The 19,091-nt window shown below is 38.9% G+C and carries 14 protein-coding genes; 8 read left to right on the forward strand and 6 right to left on the reverse strand.

Going from position 1 to position 19,091, the window contains the following annotated elements:
* Positions 1-19 precede the first annotated feature (19 nt).
* Both OQ268_RS06060 and folE read right to left on the reverse strand, forming a co-directional pair.
* Positions 20-739: an SDR family NAD(P)-dependent oxidoreductase gene (locus OQ268_RS06060; protein WP_265855219.1), complete on the reverse strand. Its 720-nt coding sequence runs from the start codon at positions 737-739 to the stop codon at positions 20-22.
* Positions 736-1,383 (reverse strand): GTP cyclohydrolase I FolE, encoded by a 648-nt coding sequence (gene folE, locus OQ268_RS06065; protein WP_265855220.1) that lies wholly within the window; start codon positions 1,381-1,383, stop codon positions 736-738. Before folE ends, OQ268_RS06060 begins: the two co-directional genes overlap by 4 nt.
* 220 nt (positions 1,384-1,603) lie before the next feature.
* Between folE and OQ268_RS06070 the strand changes: the two genes are divergently transcribed.
* Complete coding sequence (locus tag OQ268_RS06070; RefSeq protein ID WP_265855221.1) at positions 1,604-2,566, forward strand: glycoside hydrolase family 43 protein; 963 nt, start codon at positions 1,604-1,606, stop codon at positions 2,564-2,566.
* A gap of 13 nt (positions 2,567-2,579) precedes the next feature.
* On the opposite strand, the gene OQ268_RS06075 is transcribed toward OQ268_RS06070, so the two are convergent.
* Both OQ268_RS06075 and OQ268_RS06080 read right to left on the reverse strand, forming a co-directional pair.
* Positions 2,580-2,822: a hypothetical protein gene (locus OQ268_RS06075; RefSeq protein ID WP_265855222.1), complete on the reverse strand. Its 243-nt coding sequence runs from the start codon at positions 2,820-2,822 to the stop codon at positions 2,580-2,582.
* Positions 2,823-3,064: 242 nt separating this feature from the next.
* A complete protein-coding gene (locus OQ268_RS06080) occupies positions 3,065-5,149 on the reverse strand; it encodes a CehA/McbA family metallohydrolase domain-containing protein (RefSeq protein ID WP_265855223.1) in 2,085 nt (694 codons plus the stop codon).
* 418 nt (positions 5,150-5,567) lie between these two features.
* Between OQ268_RS06080 and katG the strand changes: the two genes are divergently transcribed.
* From katG to OQ268_RS06100, 4 genes are all read left to right on the forward strand, one after another.
* The gene (katG, locus tag OQ268_RS06085; protein WP_265855224.1) at positions 5,568-7,844 is read left to right on the forward strand and encodes a catalase/peroxidase HPI; all 2,277 of its coding nucleotides are present in this window, start codon (positions 5,568-5,570) and stop codon (positions 7,842-7,844) included.
* 1,469 nt (positions 7,845-9,313) lie between these two features.
* Positions 9,314-9,751 (forward strand): sigma-70 family RNA polymerase sigma factor, encoded by a 438-nt coding sequence (locus tag OQ268_RS06090; RefSeq protein WP_265855706.1) that lies wholly within the window; start codon positions 9,314-9,316, stop codon positions 9,749-9,751.
* A 102-nt stretch (positions 9,752-9,853) separates the two neighbouring features.
* The gene (locus OQ268_RS06095) at positions 9,854-11,221 is read left to right on the forward strand and encodes a sulfatase-like hydrolase/transferase (RefSeq protein WP_265855225.1); all 1,368 of its coding nucleotides are present in this window, start codon (positions 9,854-9,856) and stop codon (positions 11,219-11,221) included.
* A gap of 284 nt (positions 11,222-11,505) precedes the next feature.
* A complete protein-coding gene (locus OQ268_RS06100; RefSeq protein WP_265855226.1) occupies positions 11,506-12,990 on the forward strand; it encodes an SGNH/GDSL hydrolase family protein in 1,485 nt (494 codons plus the stop codon).
* Between the two features lie 125 nt (positions 12,991-13,115).
* Here the strand turns inward: OQ268_RS06100 and OQ268_RS06105 are convergent, their stop codons facing one another.
* The gene (locus OQ268_RS06105; protein ID WP_265855227.1) at positions 13,116-13,877 is read right to left on the reverse strand and encodes an SGNH/GDSL hydrolase family protein; all 762 of its coding nucleotides are present in this window, start codon (positions 13,875-13,877) and stop codon (positions 13,116-13,118) included.
* A 48-nt stretch (positions 13,878-13,925) separates the two neighbouring features.
* Positions 13,926-16,076, reverse strand: coding sequence for a glycoside hydrolase family 31 protein (locus OQ268_RS06110; protein ID WP_265855228.1), 2,151 nt, complete (start codon positions 16,074-16,076; stop codon positions 13,926-13,928).
* A gap of 293 nt (positions 16,077-16,369) precedes the next feature.
* On the opposite strand from OQ268_RS06110, the gene OQ268_RS06115 reads away from it, so the two are divergent.
* The 3 genes from OQ268_RS06115 to OQ268_RS06125 all read left to right on the forward strand — a co-directional run bounded on the left by OQ268_RS06115 (position 16,370) and on the right by OQ268_RS06125 (position 19,091).
* Positions 16,370-17,287: a sugar phosphate isomerase/epimerase family protein gene (locus OQ268_RS06115; protein ID WP_265855229.1), complete on the forward strand. Its 918-nt coding sequence runs from the start codon at positions 16,370-16,372 to the stop codon at positions 17,285-17,287.
* A gap of 8 nt (positions 17,288-17,295) precedes the next feature.
* A complete protein-coding gene (locus OQ268_RS06120; RefSeq protein ID WP_265855230.1) occupies positions 17,296-18,105 on the forward strand; it encodes a sterol desaturase family protein in 810 nt (269 codons plus the stop codon).
* An 86-nt stretch (positions 18,106-18,191) separates the two neighbouring features.
* Positions 18,192-19,091 carry an ROK family protein gene (locus tag OQ268_RS06125; RefSeq protein WP_265855231.1) on the forward strand — a complete coding sequence of 300 codons (900 nt, stop codon included), beginning with the start codon at positions 18,192-18,194 and terminating at the stop codon, positions 19,089-19,091.

Consider the following 19,091-nt stretch of genomic DNA (forward strand, 5'->3'; position numbering starts at 1 on the left):
TTAATATGAAAATATTAAATTAGAGATTAGTTCTCAAGCTGCCCATGCCACCATCAACAGCGATGATTTGACCAGTAATCCACTCACTTTCCGTTGAAAGTAAAAAAGCAATGGTTGCACTGATGTCTTTTGGCTGTCCAAATTTTCCTAAGGGATGTCTTTTAGCGGCAGCCTCCATTTTTTCAGGTGTGTTTAGCAATCGCTCAGCTAATGGCGTATTCGTTAAAGAAGGCGCAACAACGTTTACCCTAATGTGTTGCGATGATAATTCTGCAGCTAGGGAAACGGCTAAACCTTCAATCGCGGCCTTAGATGCAGCAATACTTGCGTGAAATCCCATACCTGTTTTTGCCGCTACGGAGCTCATTAAAATAATGGAAGAACTACCCGCATTTTTCATTGCGTTCAAGCCAAGCTGAATTATCATCGCGGCACTCACTACGTTAAGGCGGAAATCATCCACAAAATCTTTCTCGCTAACCCGGGAAAATGGCTTTAGGTTAATGTTACCTACACAATAGGCCATACCGTGAAGCTGTTCAGGTAGAAATGCTTTAACTGCATCAAGTTCGCCAAGGATATCTAACTTTAAGTATTTAACTTCCGAAGGCCAGAGTCCATTTTCACTTCTCGAAATGGTATAGACATTGGCTCCTTCTTTGGCTAACAAACTTACCAGGTCTAAACCAATTCCTGAACTCCCTCCAACTACAAGAATATTTTTGTCTTTAAACCTCATGTGCTTACATATTTTAAAAATTCATTTTTCGTTTCAGGTTCCAAAAACTTTCCACCATAAGAAGTAGTTATTGTTGCACTGCCAATATCGCGGATTCCACGAGATGATACGCAGTGATGGCTTGCGTCGATCATTACCGCTACATCTGATGTGCCCATCACACGCTTAATTTCTTCTGCAATTTGGATTGTTAATCTTTCCTGTACCTGCGGTCTTTGAGAGAAATATTGAACAATTCGATTCAATTTCGATAAGCCGATAACAGTTCCATTACTGATATAAGCTACATGAGCCTTGCCGGTTATAGGTACAAAGTGATGTTCGCAATTGCTAAAAACCGCAATATTCTTCTCAACGAGCATTTCATTATAGCGATATGGATTTTTGAATAGCGTGGGCTTTGGTTTGTTTGCAGGGTTAAGACCACTAAAAATCTCTTTGACATACATTTTAGCGATTCTATTTGGGGTATCTCGTAGACTATCGTCAGTTAAATCAAGCCCTAAAATATTTAAAATGCCTTCAAAGTGTTCAGCAATCAATTCTATCTTCCGGTCATCGTTAATGTCAAAAGCATCGCTTTTTATGGGTGTTTCAAAGTGTTGTGAAATGGTTGCTAAATCTTCAAATGGTGATAGAGACATCTTTACGGTATATTTATGTACTAAGTTAAAGATATAATGTATATTAATAAACTTAATCGCTTAAATTAAAAATAAATGGTAAATCTCTGACAGTTATCTTCATCGTACTCAAAATTTCAATGATCGTTATTAAAATGCGTTGTTTGAGTCCAATTCGATGGAAATAAAGTTATTTTAGTAAGTTGAAAAGTCTTTTTATTTGAGTTAAATACCTTTGTCCATGCAGAATAGCATCAAACCCATATCCGTTTATATAGTTACGCTTCTGATTTTTTTCAATTTTAATGTTGGCGCTCAAAATGGGAATATTATCCGCTTGGCAGACCCTACTATTTTTGCCCAGGACAATACCTATTACTTATATGGCACTATGAGTGGCAATTCGCCAGCGGGTTTCGATGTTTACACCTCCAAAGACTTATTTAATTGGACCAATCGTGGTATGGTGTTAACTGAAGGAAGCTCATTCGGCCATCATGGATTTTGGGCCCCGCAGGTAATTCACTACCACGATAAGTTTTATATGGCCTACGTCGCGGATGAACACATCGCAATAGCGGCGGCTGACAGCCCACTTGGCCCATTCAAACAAACCATTCAGAAACCGATTTCATCAACTTCCAAAATGATTGATCCATTTTTGTTCATTGAGAATGATCTGGTTTATCTATATTACGTAAAGTTGCAGGAGGGTAATCGCATTTTTGTAGCAGAGATGGAAGCTGATCTGTCGGCATTGAAAGAAGAAACTGCCAGAGCATGTGTAAGTGCCACAATGCCTTGGGAGAATACAGCCTCATCTGGCTGGCCAGTAACTGAAGGGCCCACCGTGATTAAAAAGGGAAAATACTACTACTTATTATATTCTGCTAATGATTTTCGAAACCCTAATTATGCGGTTGGCTTTGCTACAAGCACGAATCCTTTGGGACCATGGGTAAAGCATGGTTCTATTCCTTTCTTGAGTAGGTTGCAAACAAAACACAATGGATCAGGACACGGTGACTTACTAACTACACCAACTGGATTGAAATATGTCTTTCACACCCACGAAGACGAGAGCAAGGTAGGCAGGCGTAAAACAGCAATCATTTCGGTGCGGTTTACCAATCAAAAGAACGAACCTGATTCGCTAAGCGTTAAAGAAAATTCTTTCAGGTATTTAGTAGCAGAAAAACCATAAAATTGGATTAAAATTAACTGTGTCCAGTTTGCGCAATGTATTCCATATCTACCTGTTCCTTATCGTCTTTGGGCACGTTTTCAAGATAAGAAACCTTTACATTATTCAGGTAATCACTTAAATGGCTTAGTCGTGTTTCGATATTTTGCTGTTGATCTTCACTATGTTCTGGTGCACCGTCCATTAACTTTATTGTATCGATGGCGTAGTCCATAAAGTCTTTAATGTTTTCAGATAACAATTCGCGTTTAACCATTATAGTTTTATATTAAATTGGCTAACATTAGCCATGGTTAAAGACAACTAATTCAAGATTTGGTTTCAGCTAAAGCACATTCTTTCGAAAAAAGATAAAAAAAGTTTCGTAATACGAAAATGATTTGTAAGTTTGCAGCGTAGGGAGGTGAGAGACCCTACATCAACTGAATAAGTTGAGAGCGTTAATTTAGATAAGAGGGTAATCAGTGATTGATTACCCTTTTTTTATTTGTTCATTTTCTATTTGTCAATCCAGATCATCTGAGAGAACACGCCATTGGTTGCAATGTCCCATGCCTCTACGCGTACCCATTTTCTTCCTGTTAAGTTTACTGGCCACTTAAAGGTTTGTTTTCCAAAAGCTTGCGTGCTGTTTAGATTTATTTTTTCCCTATAAACTTTATTGCCATCACCAGAAACAATTTCGGCAAAGTGCATTGGAAAGGTCCATTCGAGTTCGACATTTACAATTGCCTTTTCGTTTGAACGTAGTGTTAATGTTTCTCCCGATTGTTTACCTCCAATATCAAACTTAGGCATCAATACCTCGCCGGTAGAAACGAAAAATTTACCGTCTCTAAGGCATTTCAATACCGAATCCCAGCCATCTTCATATTTCGGCAGCCTGTCCAGTTGCAAATAATTCACATTTAGGTGTGCATACATTTCATTCTGATTTGTAATGGTGAAAATATCTGACTCTGAAAGCACTTGCTTCCTAAGTCCCCAGTTTGCCATGTCGTCCATCAGTTTCAACACCCGCTGACTTAAGGTAGGCGTAGATAAATCAGCAGGGATTGCTTTCCATGCTGCACCTAAAAAAGTGTTGGATTTAAAAAAATCTTCGTTTTTATAAGCGTCAGGAAAACCTGTCGATCCTTTCGTACGTGCATGCGCTGTCCATGCCAGCCCATTTTCGGTTTCTAAAAGTTTCAGCATCTCTGCTTTGTTCCCAATGTGGTAAACCTTCCCTAAACTCGCATCAGTGGTTACAAAGGCCTCGTTCTCCTTTCTCGACATCACCCAATAAACAGGCTTTGGAAAAAATGCCAACCAGTGACCACCGTAAAAGTTATTTGCCTCTTCGCCTGGCAATAATAAAAAGCCATCATTAGATAAACGTTTGGTTTGCTCAAATAGGGCTTTCAATTCTTTCAATCGATCGGCATCAGGGCCTTTTGGGTGCCCAGGACCATGGAATTCAGCCAACTTAACAATGTCTAAACCATGTTTTTTTAGAACGCTTACGAATTCAGGTTGCTCGGGGATTGGTTTTCCAGCCAATACAACATCAGAAATAAATTCATTGTGAAAATGTGTGGCCATGGTCTTGTAACCTTTTACTGGCTTATAGCTATCATCATTGGTAAAACGCCTTACTTCCTTCAAAGCACTAGCTCCATTTCCAGCATCCAAAAGACAAAAGAAATTTAATCTTTGCTGTGTAAGAGGCGGGGCATTAAACCATGGCACGTATCGATTATCTCCCAAAGGATCTTGCCTTATGCCAATCCCATAGTCAGAAATTAAATTATGATAGTCTTTCCCGTACCAAGTAAACTTCAGGTTATAGGCTTCATCAAGCGGATAAAAATACTGATGAGGTGCTGGGAACAAAGCTAAGCTTCCGCCAGGATTTTCGCCAACAATCGTTCGGTACTTTACCTCTAAGTTCCTGGCAGTATCAGCTGCCATGGGTTTTGCCTGCTTCATGTTACCATTAACATCAGACCAAGCCAGGCTATTCCATGCCGGTTGCTTTGAAACCAATCCCGCATCGTAAAGAATTGCTGTAGAATCTTGCGATGTAGACAAAACAGCACTTACATTAAGCAGCGGACTTCCGTTGTATAATGTTATCTCTAACGCTCCGGAAAAACGATCAGCCTCAGCCCCTAAAATTCTAATAATTGTTTGTTGCCCACTTGTAATCACGCTTGCATTTCCCTTCGCAAGCTTTACTGGAAAAGACTTATATGGCTTCCGTGGCACACGATCAAAAAAAACATCCCATCCACCGCTCGAGGGACTCAAAGTTCTTTTTCCAATGGTAAGCACAAACGCTGGATCCAAATTGCGGGCAATCTCATGCTTTCCTTTTGCATCTGTAAGTTGCATGCTGCTAATGAGCGGGCGGTTAGCATTCAAATCCAATATTATCGTTCCCTTACCACTCTTTCCAGCTGGCCATTCTACGGTAAGCATCTTACGATATACACTTACCTTATTACCATTTTGATTGAATTTAGATAGATCTACTGGTGTCTGCTGAGCTTTAATGATAAAACAAAAACATATCATGCATAGCGTAAGTGCTTTCTTCATAGGATGTATAAATAATTTTGAAACATGTTAAGTCTTCGAATTATTCTCGTGGATGGTTAGCACAACAAATATATAACCTCTTGATAAAAATGCCAGGATGCAAATTTGACCAAAATCAATTATTTGCCCGAGGTGTATAAAAAGATATCAGAATGAGATATAACATCGAACAATTGAGACGTATAGACGAATGATTAGCCATATATAGATAGATGATATGCACAATTTGTAAAATTGAGGATTGGATTAGGATTAATAGCTAGCTGCAAATTACCGATTTCTATATCATCATTATTCATAATAGATTTTGCCTATTTCATCATCAAATTAATCGATTGTGATTTAATTTACTTAACACCTATCTTTACGAATAACAATTCTAATACCTAAAACAATTGTATAACTAATTACAGCAGTAATGGAAGATAATTCAAATGATATCAGCAAATGTCCATTTCACAATGGAAGTATGAAACAAGGAATTGCTGGGAGCGGCACTAGAAACCGCGACTGGTGGCCTAACCAGCTTAAAACAAATATGCTGAGGCAAAATTCTAACCTATCTAATCCCTTAGATCCAGATTTCGATTACGCTAAAGCCTTTAATACATTAGATTTTAATGCACTGAAACAAGATCTGCAAGCCTTAATGACGGATTCTCAAGATTGGTGGCCGGCTGATTTTGGCCATTATGGTGGTTTATTTATTCGCTTAGCTTGGCATAGTGCCGGTACATACCGCGTAGGCGATGGGAGAGGTGGTGCTGGAGCAGGTCTACAGCGCTTTGCACCCTTAAATAGTTGGCCAGACAATGTAAGTCTCGATAAGGCTAGAAGATTACTTTGGCCAATTAAGCAAAAATATGGGAATAAAATTTCATGGGCCGATTTAATGGTGCTTTCAGGAAATGTTGCGTTAGAGTCGATGGGTTTCAAAACCTTCGGGTTTGCCGGTGGAAGGGAAGATGTATGGGAAGCGGATGAATCGGTATACTGGGGCGCAGAAACTACCTGGTTAGGAGGAGATGTTCGTTATGCCCATGGATCCGATGGTGCAGGTAAGGAACATGGCGTATTGGTAAGTGATGATGATGCCGATGGCGATATACACACCCGGAACTTAGAAAAACCACTAGCTGCTGTACAAATGGGTTTAATTTACGTTAACCCTGAAGGGCCAGATGGTAATCCCGATCCGGTTCTTGCCGCGAAAGATATTCGTGATACTTTTGGTCGCATGGCCATGAACGATGAGGAAACGGTAGCTTTAATTGCAGGCGGACACACCTTTGGTAAAACCCATGGTGCTGCATCTGCAGATCATGTAGGCAAAGAACCAGAAGCAGCGGGAATAGAAAGTCAGGGTATGGGATGGGAAAATTCTTATGGGTCGGGTAAGGGCGCAGATGCCATTACCAGTGGTTTAGAAGTAACCTGGACTACCACACCAACCCAATGGAGCAACAATTTTTTCGAAAACCTGTTCGCTTTTGAGTGGGAACTCAGTAAAAGTCCGGCCGGTGCCCATCAATGGGTCGCCAAAAATGCGGACGCTATTATTCCAGATGCTTTTGATGTGAATAAAAAGCATTTGCCTACCATGCTCACTACAGATTTATCTTTACGTTTCGATCCCGCTTACGAAAAAATTTCAAGACATTTCCTAGAAAATCCGGATGCCTTTGCTGATGCTTTTGCAAAAGCCTGGTTTAAACTTACCCACCGAGATATGGGACCGATTGCCCGTTATCTTGGCCCCGAAATACCGCAAGAAGAATTGTTGTGGCAAGATCCCATTCCTGCAGTAAATCACCCATTAGTAAACGATGAGGACGTTGCTACCTTAAAATCTGCAATCTTGTCTTCAGGTTTAAGCATAGCAGAACTTGTTTCTACAGCCTGGGCTTCGGCATCAACTTTTCGAGGGTCTGATAAACGCGGCGGAGCAAACGGTGCCCGCATTCGTTTGGCGCCACAGAAAGATTGGGAAGCGAACAATCCTAAACAACTGCAACGGGTTTTAAGTGCCTTAGAAAACGTGCAGTCAAATTTTAACAATGCTCAGGCAGACGGCAAGCAAATTTCCATGGCCGACCTAATTGTACTTGCTGGTAATGTTGGCATAGCACAAGCGGCTGAAGCCGCCGGTCATCAAATTTCCATCCCATTTAATCCGGGCCGAATGGATGCCAGCCAGTCACAAACAGATATTACTTCTTTTAGCTTCCTAGAGCCGCAGGCAGATGGTTTCAGGAATTACCGCAAAACACGCAGTTCGGTATCTACCGAAGAACTTTTAATAGATAAAGCGCAATTACTTAACCTAACTGCACCCGAGCTCACCGTATTAGTAGGCGGGCTTCGGGTTTTAGATACTAATTTCGATCAATCCAAAAACGGCGTATTCACACAGACTCCTGGTAAATTAACAAACCATTTCTTTACCAATTTGCTCGATATGAATACCAGCTGGAAAGCAACTGGCAACGATAAGGAAACATATCTGGGCACTGACCGCAAAACAGGGCAACCAAAATGGACTGCCACACGTGCAGATTTAGTTTTCGGATCTAATGCAGAGTTAAGGGCTATTGCCGAGGTTTACGCCAGCGCAGATGGCCAGGATAAGTTCGTTAAAGACTTCGTGAAGGCTTGGAATAAAATAATGAATGCTGATCGATTCGATCTGGCTTAAGCATTTAAGAGAAAACAAAGGATATCTTCAACTTGATATCCTTTGAATACTCCAATTTAGGTGCTTCAAGAATGGTTATTAGCATGTATTCGTTATAATAACATCAGAAAATCAGTGGCAGTGGTGCTTTTGTTACAGCAGTCCCGCATTGGCTGCAATCTTTTTGTTAAAGGCAGTAAAAAACTAACCGCCCAGGCATAAAAAAAATGCCTGGGCTTTCTGGTGCTACAAAAAGTATTTCCGCACCATTCGGGTTTGAATCATTTACACCCGCAATGCTTTTGGTGCTTCCCACCCCTCAAAGTATTTCATTATTTTAACGCTACCTTCTGCATTAACCCTTGAAAGCCACAAAAAAAGCATGAGTGGGAAACTAATTTAGGATCAGCTAGGCCCTAACTATTTAGCTTTGGTCATACCTCACTTTGTGCCGGAGTTAATTCGCTGGTTTTTAGAAAAATAAACTTTGCTAATAACAGGAAAAGAAAAACCAGGCAATTCATCATTTCCTGTGCAAACATACGCCCTGCGCAAAATCAGTGAAACACTGGGGAAGTACACATCAAACAACTATAGAATAAAAATCAAATTCTTTTAAACGCCTATAACAGCATGTGCTCTGCGTTAATCTGTGAAATCCGTGGGAAACAAACTGCGCAAACTACGATAGAACGAAAAACCAAACTCTTTTAAACGCCTATACCAACACTTGCTCTGCGTTAATCCGTGAAATCCGCGGGAAACAAACTGCGCAAACTATAATACAATAAAAAACCAAATTCTTTTAAACTCCTATACCAGAATGTGCTCTGCGTGAATACGTTCTAAGTTATACCTCCCGAAACAAATATGTAAATAATACAGCAACCGAATGATGATCGGAATTTTTGTGTGTAAGGTAGCCTTACACCTTCATGGTTGCAACCTAGCGTATGAGACTAATCATCTTATAACTAAGATACCAGAAAAACTATCGGCAATTATTATACTACAAAAGCTAGTAACTTACAATGAAGATGCTAACTCATGCGTCAAGATACATTTATAGTCATGTTTTTTTAAGACTTAACTTCGCATAACATGCCCCACTTATTCAACCAAATTAGATATTCAGTTCTTCTTTACTTGAAATCTAGATAGACAAAACCATTATCACGCTAAATCATTTTAGCTATTTAAATTTCAGATTTTCCGTATCTGCAGCACATCTGAACAAATTTAGAGCAAATATGATGTTAAAACGCCCCAAAATCCAAATACAAAGATCAAATTCTAAAAATTGGACGATTTAATATCTATATTTACAACGCAATAAATTGTTTTAGCAAACAAATAACCAGTATAAACTTGTAATGATACTACCGTTTACTACGGTGGTCATCATCCATGCCTATGAAAGCATACGCTGAATTACCGGATTGTGATTTACTAATCTTGTTATCTCAACACGATCGGAAGGCTTTTACTGAATTTACGAACGTCACTGGGCTGCTTTATATGCGTATACGATGAAATTTGACCTCGCTAGTGAGAATAGGGAAGATGTTGTTCAGGAGGTTTTCATTTCCATCTGGGCAAGGGCGTCAACACTAAACATAAGATCATCATTGGCATCGTACCTTCACGCAGCTGTTAGATTCAAAATTTTTGACCTAATTGCCAAGGAAAAATTAAAAACTAATTATTTAGACTCCTTGCAGGCCTTTCTAGATAAGGGAGTTTATCAAACAGATCAGGTGATTAGAGATAAAGATTTGAATCACCTGATTCAGAAAGGTGTAGATGAACTCCCTCCACGCATGAAATTAGTATTCCAAATGAGCAGAGAGAACGGATTATCGCAAAAAGAAATCGCTGAACAATTAAACATTTCTGATAAGACCGTCAAAAAACAAATTGGCTTTTAACAGATCAAATATACCTTATTAACAAACCAAATACCCATCAGGTTAAATTAGTTTCATTAAATAAATAGGCCACATTAAGATAGTATTTAGAAACCAGATCAAATGAGAAGAAAAATTTTAATGATTATTTTGGCCATTCTTGGCCAGTTCAAACCGTCTGCGGCGCAAAAGAGTGCCAAACTAGGCGCTAACCACCCTAATGTCATTATCATATATACCGATGACCAAGGGTATGCAGACATCAATCTCTATGGTTCAAAAGACCTCAACACACCAAATATGGATAAACTGGCCAAGCGTGGAACACGCTTCACTCAGTTTTATGCTACATCTGCGGTTTGTTCACCATCAAGAGCATCTCTGCTCACGGGCAGGCACCCGCAAAGAGCGGGCTTAACCGGGAATGCGGGAAACATTTATGGTTGGGGTGGTATGCCTGGTCATCAATATACTATTGCTGAGATGTTTAGAGACGGGGGATATAAAACCGCACACATTGGCAAATGGCATGTTGGCTATACAAAAGAAACTATGCCTAATGCTCAAGGATTTGAATATTCATTTGGATTTATGGGTGGCTGCATCGATAACTATTCTCATTTTTATTATTGGGGAGGTCCCAATCAGCACGATCTTTGGCGAAATGGAGTAGAAGTGTATGAGCCTGGAAAGTATTTCCCTGATCTGATGGTTGATGAGGCGAGTAAGTTCATGGAACAGAACAAAAAAGATCCCTTTTTAATGTACTTTGCTATAAACTTACCACACTATCCACTACAGCCAGAAGTGAAATGGCTCGAATTTTATAAGGACTTGCCCATGCCCAGAAGAATTTATGCTGCATATGTATCCACATTAGATGATAAAATTGGTGCTCTGCTGAAGAAATTAGACGATCTGGGTTTAACTAAGAATACCATCATCGTATTTCAAGATGACCAAGGGTTTTCAACTGAGGATAGAACTTTTGGAGGAGGTGGTTCTGCAGCACCATATAGGGGTTCGAAAGAGAGCCTGTTTGAAGGAGGTATCAGGGTTCCAGCTTTTATAAGCTGGCCTGGGCATATTCCAGAAAATGCGGTTCGCACGCAATTCGCAGCGAATATTGACTGGTTCCCAACGCTGGCAGAATATTGCAACATCCCGCTTCCGAATAGAAAAATCGACGGACATAGCATCGTCAGACTGATCGCTTCGGCAGATGAAAAATCTCCATACGCCGATTTCTTTTGGCAGTGCTTAGGTTCGAAAGAAAATCCGCAATGGGCTGTTAGAGAAGGCAACTGGAAATTATTGCATAATCCCCTACAATCGAAACCTACTGAGCTAGATGAAAATAAATTCATGTTGATTGATCTTAAAACAGATAGCGTCGAAAAAATTAACCTTGCGGGGAAGCATCCAGATATTGTAGATCGATTAACAAAAAAATATAAAGAGTGGATTTCAGAAGTAGTAAATCAGAAATAGGAGGATTAATCTTTAATTACTAATGTCTTCAATTTACCTTAGGTGCATTATTTCGATTGCTGCGCAATCAATTGGATGCTTTTTTGAGAGTCAAGCGGCTTAAATTCTTGACTTTTATTTAGGTATTTGTGGTGTTCAAAAGCCATCGTGCATACCCAGCGGATTAATCAAAACCACAAAAATAAATTGAACAAAAATCAAAGTGTAAAAATTTCGGGCATATATCAAAATCTCATTTTGCTAAATCGATTTATTTTGTAAATTTGAGTTCTAACCATATTGTTATGTCTTATAAAGAAATTTCTAAACCATTTAATTCTATGCAATTTTGTACGCAATCAGCGTTATTAAAAAAACTGCTTCTTGTAGCATTCCTGATGTCTTACCTGGGTTTTTCAGCAGCGGGACAAGAGAAAAAAGGTCAAAAATCGATTAGCGAGGTCGATTATTCGAAAAAAATATTTAAGCCCAATGATAGGGTGATGTTTTTGGGAAACAGTATTACACACGGAGGTAGATACCATAACTACATCTGGCTCTATTACATGACACGATTTCCAAACCTTCGTTTCACCATTTTAAATGGTGGTGTTGGTGGAGATATTATTGCCAACATCAATAATAGATTGGAAGAAGATATCTTTTCAAAGAAACCAAACATTATTAATCTTTCTTTTGGAATGAATGATTCTGGCTATTTCCAATACATGATGGCAGACCCCGCAAAAGTTTCAGATAAATTGTTTTATCAATGTGACAGTGCTTTCAGGTTGGTTGAGGCAAAACTCAAAGCACACCCCGAAATTCAGAAAATCTTAATGTCGGGTTCTCCTTATGATTTGAATACGAAAATCATAAAGAATAATGTATTTCCCGCTAAACCAGCCACCTTCGAGCGGATTGTTAAGCTTCAGGAGAATGCGGCGAAAGCGAATAATTGGAATTACATAGATATTTATCACCCTATGGATTTGCTTAATAAGAAGTATCAGCAACGTGATACAAATTTTACGTTAAGCGGTAGTGGAGATCGAATTCACCCAGAATCTTATGGGCACCTGGTTTGGGCTTACCTTTACCTCAAAGATCAAGGACTGAAAGGCGTACCTGTGGCAGATTTCGCAGTAGATGCAAAAGGTAAGAAAGCACTTGCACAGGTTAATTGTACCATCAGCAATATTAAAGGAGATAAAAATAGCATTAGTTTCGATTATCTCGCCAAAGCTTTACCATTTCCAATAGATGAAACTAAACATAACGGAGATAAACAAACTGCTGCTTTTGCCTTAACACTCATTCCCTTTATGGAAGATTTGAATCAAGAAATTGTTAAAGTTAAGAATTTAAGCGCTGGTAAATATAACCTATTGATTGATGGGCAAAGTGTTGGTAGTTTTAACTCAGAAGAACTTGTAAAGGGTGTAAACCTTGCAGCAATAAAAACTACACCACAATACCTACAGGCGATGGAAATTCTTAAGAAAAATGAGGAGCGAGGGGCTGCAGAACGCGAAACAAGAGACTACGCCGTGCAGGTTTATAATTTCGCCAGACCTAATGGTATAACAAATGATAACAGTCCAGAATCATGGGCCAAAATGCGTGATTTGAAAAAAACAAATGGTTGGATTAACAATGACTTTTATGAAAAAGCAAGTGCACCAGCCTACAGAAAAGCCCTTCAAGATAAGATGGATAAACTAACAGACGAAATCTATTCGATGAATAAACCAGTTAAGCACCAGATTAAACTTGTGAAGAGTAATTAGGCGGTTTTAGCATGAGCCTAAACAAATAGAGCCTGAATCATTGATAATGATCAGGCTCTTGTTTTGTAGTGATATTTCAGCGTTAACATTTTATCAATCTGGAAAAGATTTTCGTTAACGCTACCTTACTTACTACCAATTGCTACCTTTATTTTCTCTTCTGCTAAAGGTTCCATAATTTTATAGCCCGCCAGGTTAGGGTGAACGCCATCGCTAGCTAAATCTCCCTTCATGCCATGTTCCTCATTTACCATTTTGCTATAGTAGTCGATATACTGAAGCTTGTTTTTTATCGCATAAGCCTTCAATAAGCCATTAAGCTTGGTGATTGAATCCCTGGGATCTATCTTCAAATTCCACGGGAAGGCACGTGCTGGCAACACCGATGATAGAATTGTTTTAATGCCATGCGCTTTTGCCAACTCTGCCATCGAGAAGATATTTCCGGCAATTTCTGCCGTTGTTGATGGACCAGTATTCTCAGCGATGTCATTAATACCTGCTAAAATAACTACTACTGCTGGTTTCAATTCAATTACATCTTGCCTAAACCTTACTAACATTTGAGGTGTAGTTTGTCCTCCAATACCTCGATTTACGTAAGGTTTACCCTTGAAAAAATCAGCGTCGGTATTAATCCATCCCTCCGTGATTGAATTTCCAAGAAAGATGATACGCTTTTCAGATTTCGGTGCAGTTAGCTTGGCATTATCTCCTTTGTAACGGTTTTTCCACGCCCAGTCTTTGTGATATCTTTCTTCAAGCATTTTTTGAAAGTTTTCCCAATCTTTAGCCCTTTTTTGTTCGGGTGTTTCTTGCGCTTGAGCGCTTAAGGTTAGGCATAACAATAACGCACTACCAAATTTCAAACTATTCTTTAAAATCATTTTAATTTAATTTATCTGCTAATTCTTAAATTTATAACTATACAAAAATTAATCAATTTTCTGCCATGACTTTACGTTATACAGTGCTTTAACGTTTTTCCCTTCTCGCTTTGTAAAACCTTTACCTTTAGCATATTCTAGGTGTAAAGCATCATAAATACCTTTTTCGTAGTTGAAAGTTAAACCATCGTCTTCAAATAAAATTGTTTTCCTTGGGTTGTCTCCATAAACTTTGCAATTAATTTCGAATGGAGTGCCAGGTTTAATAAATTCTACGGGTTTGGCAAGCGGGAGTATTGTACCCTCTTTAACAAACAGGGGTAAGTCGGTGTATCCGAATTTCACCTTATAAGTCTTTCCGCCTTCGTATTTCTTGTTAGTATTGAAATCAAACCAATTACCCTTTGGTAAGTATACACTTCTTTCATCACTGCGCTCTGTTAGGGGCGCCGCTAAAAGGTCTTGCCCAATCATGTACTGGTCAGAGATGCCATAGGTCTCCTTATCATTAGGATAGTCTACCACAAGTGCCCTGAACGGCGGTATACCATTTAGATGATATGCGGAAAAAGCGGTATACAAGTAGGGGATTAAACTCATTCTAAAATTAAGTAGCGTTCTAATATCATCTTCAACTTGCTTGGCATTGCTCATCAGCTCACCGTTGTTGTTCTTAGCTTTATCAATCTGCAACCATGGTGGATTTTGCAAATACCAAGCGTTGTATAAGGTTTGTGCAGACAATACCGCTGTCTGACTTCTTCTCATTAAATCTGCTACAGACCCAGACTCTCTTACCTCAGGCGACCAGATTAGTCCAGCAAATCCAGAATTGGCAATCATATCAATATAATCTTTATGCCCATATATATCGCTATAAATTGCAGCAGGGTAGGAGGAGGCAAACGCGTTCGATGACCTAACATCGAGCAGTGTTCGTTTATTGGCTGTTCTGTAAATTCCTAAAATACTCTTTTGATAGAGTACCCCAAATAGCTGGTGCATTTGCTCTCCATCTATACCAGATGGGAAACGACTATGCTCAGGAAAACTCCAGGTAGCACTTCCATAACTTAGGTTTGAGTTGTCGCACTCATCAAGTTTAAAACCAGCAATTCCGTTATCAACAAACACACGCTTGTGATAGTCTGCAAACAATCCACTAGTATTTTTATCAGCGAAATCAGGGACTAAACCATTCCATACAAGGTAGTTACCCGCACGGTTCTTTAAAGTTGGGTAAAGCGGCGAACTTGGATTTACGAATGCGTGTTCCCACAAATTTAATCTAAAACCTTTATTTGCTAAACTATCGATCAATAGGTTGGGAGATGGGAAATATTTTTCATTCCATACGTAAGAACAAGAATAAGCTGTAGTTTGCCATTTTGGCTCTAAACCAATAACATCGCAAGGGATGTGGTTCTGTCTGAAGTAATCAGCGAGCTTTCCGACTTGGCTTTGATTAAAATTTGCATCCATCCGATATTTGACCCCTAGCGACCATATTGGTGGCAATGCGCCTCCTCCCGAGAAAAGGTTATAACGTTGCAATGCGGTAAGCATATCCGGACCTTCAAATATAAACACTTCTACGCCTTTAGCTCCCGGAACATCAGCTACAACATATCCTGATGCGGGTTGGCGGTTTTGGTAGAGTCCTTCTACAGAATTTGAGCCCCCAAAATTTGACGATTTAGAATTGATATCTCCTTTTAGCGGATTGGTTGTGCCGCAATAGAAAGTCGTATATCTTGAAGTATTAACCAATATGCCATATCCTTTTGTAGACACATAAAAAGTTGATGGGGCATGCGTGTATCCAAGATCGTTGGATGGGTTATCATTCACAATTGGTTTTTTACGCAAGCCTTTTTGTTTGAATGAACCAATCTGGAGACCAAAACCATAGAGTTCCTCATCGTCTGCCAAGGGTATTTCTACAATTGTTCCGCGGTCATTAACGGTTATACGTATATCTGCAAGTGAAAAAGGAATTTTACCTTTTGGAAGTTTTTCAATAGCAGCTGTTTGCGGTTTCGCATCGCAAAAAGCATAAGGGGTAAAAGGATCTAGCTGCCCGTAAGAAGCCGTGCTAACGCCCGCCGTTATCGTAACATACTGTACAGGCTTATTGGTTTGCGCATTAGCAGACTGAATAAACAGCAGTAGGATAATACAAAAAAAAGAGTTTCTCATAATAAAATGGTTTCACGAAGTTGTCAAAATAAATCGTTTTAGCAAATTATTTCTTTAAATTTTCGATTTCTTTTTATAAAAACACTCTAAGAGATCTTATAAGATGCACTTTCGTAAACTAAAAATGATGAATGAAGGATTCAGGTGTGAAAAAAAAATCGGATTTTTGCTAAAACGATTTATAAAATTTATATATTGGCCATATAAATAACCAATTAGTTTGTATCTTTTATAATGCTGAAAACCAAAACTACTTATTATCAAACCGTTTATAAGTAGCTAACCAAATTATTATGAGTAATAACAGACGGGAATTCCTAAAAAATTTGTCTACCCTTTCAATTGCCAGTGGGACAAGCATGCTGTTTCCAAAGTCCGTGTTAGGTTTTGATAAGGCGCCGTTGTTTCAGATTTCACTTGCTCAATGGTCTCTTCAGGCATCGTTATTTAAAGGTATCTTAACAAATTTAGATTTTCCTGCCAAAGCGAAACGAGAATTTGATATCGACATTGTCGAATATGTAAGCATCTTCTTCAAAAAGCAAGAAACCAACAAAAATTACCTATCTGAGCTAAAAATGCGAACTGATGATCTTGGGGTTAGAAATCATCTAATCATGGTTGATGGTGAAGGAGATTTAGGCGATCTCAGCGAGGAAAAACGTAACGCTGCTGTAGTAAATCATTATAAGTGGGTAGATGCCGCAAAGTATTTAGGCTGTGATAAAATCAGGGTGAACGCAAGCGGAAATGGTCCTATCAACGAAGTACAGGATGCAGTAGTAAAGGGATTGAGTTCGCTAACAAAGTATGCTAAAGCACAAGGTATTTCGATTATTGTAGAAAACCATGGAGGGTACTCATCGAACGGCGCCTGGATTGCTAATGTGATGAAAAGGGTAGACGATAACTATTGTGGAACGCTGCCAGATTTTGGCAATTTTAAAATTAGCGATACGGAAACTTACGATCTGTACAAAGGAGTAGCCGAAATGCTGCCCTATGCAAAAGGGATAAGTGCGAAAACATTTAATTTCGATAGCGGGGGTTACGAGCCTAACATTGATTATGTGCGATTGTTTAAAATGATAAAGAAATCGGGATTTAGAGGTATAGTAGGTATCGAATGGGAAGGAAATTCTAAAAGTGAGCACGACGGAATTTTGGCAACAAAGTTATTATTGGAAAAGGTAAAGCAAAGCCTTAGTTAAATTATCATATGGATTTTATACTACACACTTTCATCAAAATACTTAGTTTTTCGGTTATCAGATATTTTCTTATTGCCGGAGCATTTTTTCTGTTTTTCTATAAATTTTTTCCTAAGTCTTTCGCTAGTAATAAAATTCAAGCAAACCATGCAAAAAGTTCAACCATTTTAAATGAGGTAGTGAACTCACTTTTTACTACCATAGTACTCTCTACAATCGGATTGTTGATATTTCATACAGATTTTAAAAGTCAAACACTGATCTACACCGATATTCGCTTCCATTCAAAATTATGGTTTTTTATGAGTGTGCTGCTGGCTTTAGTCATTCATGATACTTATTTCTATTGGATGCATTATCTGCTCCATCATCCGAAGATTTTCAAGTACACTCATCTGGAACATCATAAATCAAACAATCCATCGCCATTTGCTTCCTATTCATTTCACATTATTGAAGCTTTCTTCGAGGGTGCTGTCCTTCTTTTGATTGTGCTCCTTATTCCCATTCATCCATTTGCCATCATACTTTTTGTTTTGATTGGTTTCGTAATTAACGTCTATGGGCATCTTGGACATGAAATTGCCCCTTTGTGGTTAAGGCATACCTGGCTATTTCAAATATTTAATACATCGGTATATCACAATCTTCATCATAGTAAGTTTAAGGGCAATTATGGTTTGTATTTTAGATTTTGGGATCGAATAATGGGCACTGAACACCCTGGTTATATTCAGCTTTATGACAAAATCCAATTGCAGCGGGAACAGAACAAAATGGCAAATAGTTTAAGGAAGCAACAGTCTAAAATATCTTAGCTGAAAAATTTTTGTTTTTAAGTTTAAATATTATCTTTGCTAAAACGATTTAAAATCTTCAGTAAAATCTAATCAAATAAACCGGAATGCATATTAGGGAGAATAAGGTCGCTCAAATAGTGGGGGTGGATGTTGGCGGATCGCACATTACCGCTGCAAAAGTTAGCAACGATCAGATTGTTCAAGATTCATATTTCGAAAGGAAGCTAGATTCTGGTGCAGATGCCGAGACAATTTTAGCTACCTGGTTGGAAACAATCAGAAAAGCGATTGGCGATCCGGAGCAGTACGATACATCCATTGCTGTGGCAATGCCAGGTCCTTTTGACTACGAAAATGGTATAAGCCTAATTAAGGGGATGCAAAAATATGAATCCTTATACGGTCTGAATATAAGATCCATTTTCTCAGAACAGTTAAATATCCGCCCTGAGAATATACAATTCTTTAATGATGCCAAATGTTTCGTACAAGGGGAAGCCACTAGCGGTGCAGCAAAAGGTTTTAGAAAAGTAATAGGCATCACTTTGGGTACTGGTGTGGGATCGGCCGTTTGCACTGATATGCATGCTGTAGACGTCAATCGGGGATCGAGCCCTTTTCTCGATGGAATTGTTGAAGAATACCTTTCTACTCGCTGGTTTATCGAGCGATATTTTCAACTTACAGGCAATCAAATAGATAATGTGCAATCTCTCTTTAATGGTAACATCATTACAAAAGCAAGAGAGCAGATCTTTGATGAGTTTACCAACAATTTAAGTGATTTTCTACAGGACTTTGTTCAAGCGGAACTACCAGATGCAATAGTTATTGGAGGTGGAATAACCAACGCTGCTACAGAATTTTTGCCTCGTGTTGAAACCAAACTGCATGCATCATTTCCTCAACTAGTAGTCAGAAAAACAAAACTTTGGGATAATGCCTCTCTCATCGGAGCCAGTTCCGCCTTAACAATCACACAATTAAATATCCTGTCAGCCTAA

The organism is Pedobacter sandarakinus, from assembly GCF_026240095.1.
GTDB classification, from domain to species: Bacteria; Bacteroidota; Bacteroidia; order Sphingobacteriales; family Sphingobacteriaceae; genus Pedobacter; species Pedobacter sandarakinus.

Coding starts and splice junctions, on each gene's coding strand:
- OQ268_RS06060 (WP_265855219.1), bottom strand. CDS start 739: ATGAGGTTTAAAGACAAAAATATTCTTGTAGTTGGAGGGAGTTCAGGA.
- folE (WP_265855220.1), bottom strand. CDS start 1,383: ATGTCTCTATCACCATTTGAAGATTTAGCAACCATTTCACAACACTTT.
- OQ268_RS06070 (WP_265855221.1), top strand. CDS start 1,604: ATGCAGAATAGCATCAAACCCATATCCGTTTATATAGTTACGCTTCTG.
- OQ268_RS06075 (WP_265855222.1), bottom strand. CDS start 2,822: ATGGTTAAACGCGAATTGTTATCTGAAAACATTAAAGACTTTATGGAC.
- OQ268_RS06080 (WP_265855223.1), bottom strand. CDS start 5,149: ATGAAGAAAGCACTTACGCTATGCATGATATGTTTTTGTTTTATCATT.
- katG (WP_265855224.1), top strand. CDS start 5,568: ATGGAAGATAATTCAAATGATATCAGCAAATGTCCATTTCACAATGGA.
- OQ268_RS06095 (WP_265855225.1), top strand. CDS start 9,854: ATGAGAAGAAAAATTTTAATGATTATTTTGGCCATTCTTGGCCAGTTC.
- OQ268_RS06100 (WP_265855226.1), top strand. CDS start 11,506: ATGTCTTATAAAGAAATTTCTAAACCATTTAATTCTATGCAATTTTGT.
- OQ268_RS06105 (WP_265855227.1), bottom strand. CDS start 13,877: ATGATTTTAAAGAATAGTTTGAAATTTGGTAGTGCGTTATTGTTATGC.
- OQ268_RS06110 (WP_265855228.1), bottom strand. CDS start 16,076: ATGAGAAACTCTTTTTTTTGTATTATCCTACTGCTGTTTATTCAGTCT.
- OQ268_RS06115 (WP_265855229.1), top strand. CDS start 16,370: ATGAGTAATAACAGACGGGAATTCCTAAAAAATTTGTCTACCCTTTCA.
- OQ268_RS06120 (WP_265855230.1), top strand. CDS start 17,296: ATGGATTTTATACTACACACTTTCATCAAAATACTTAGTTTTTCGGTT.
- OQ268_RS06125 (WP_265855231.1), top strand. CDS start 18,192: ATGCATATTAGGGAGAATAAGGTCGCTCAAATAGTGGGGGTGGATGTT.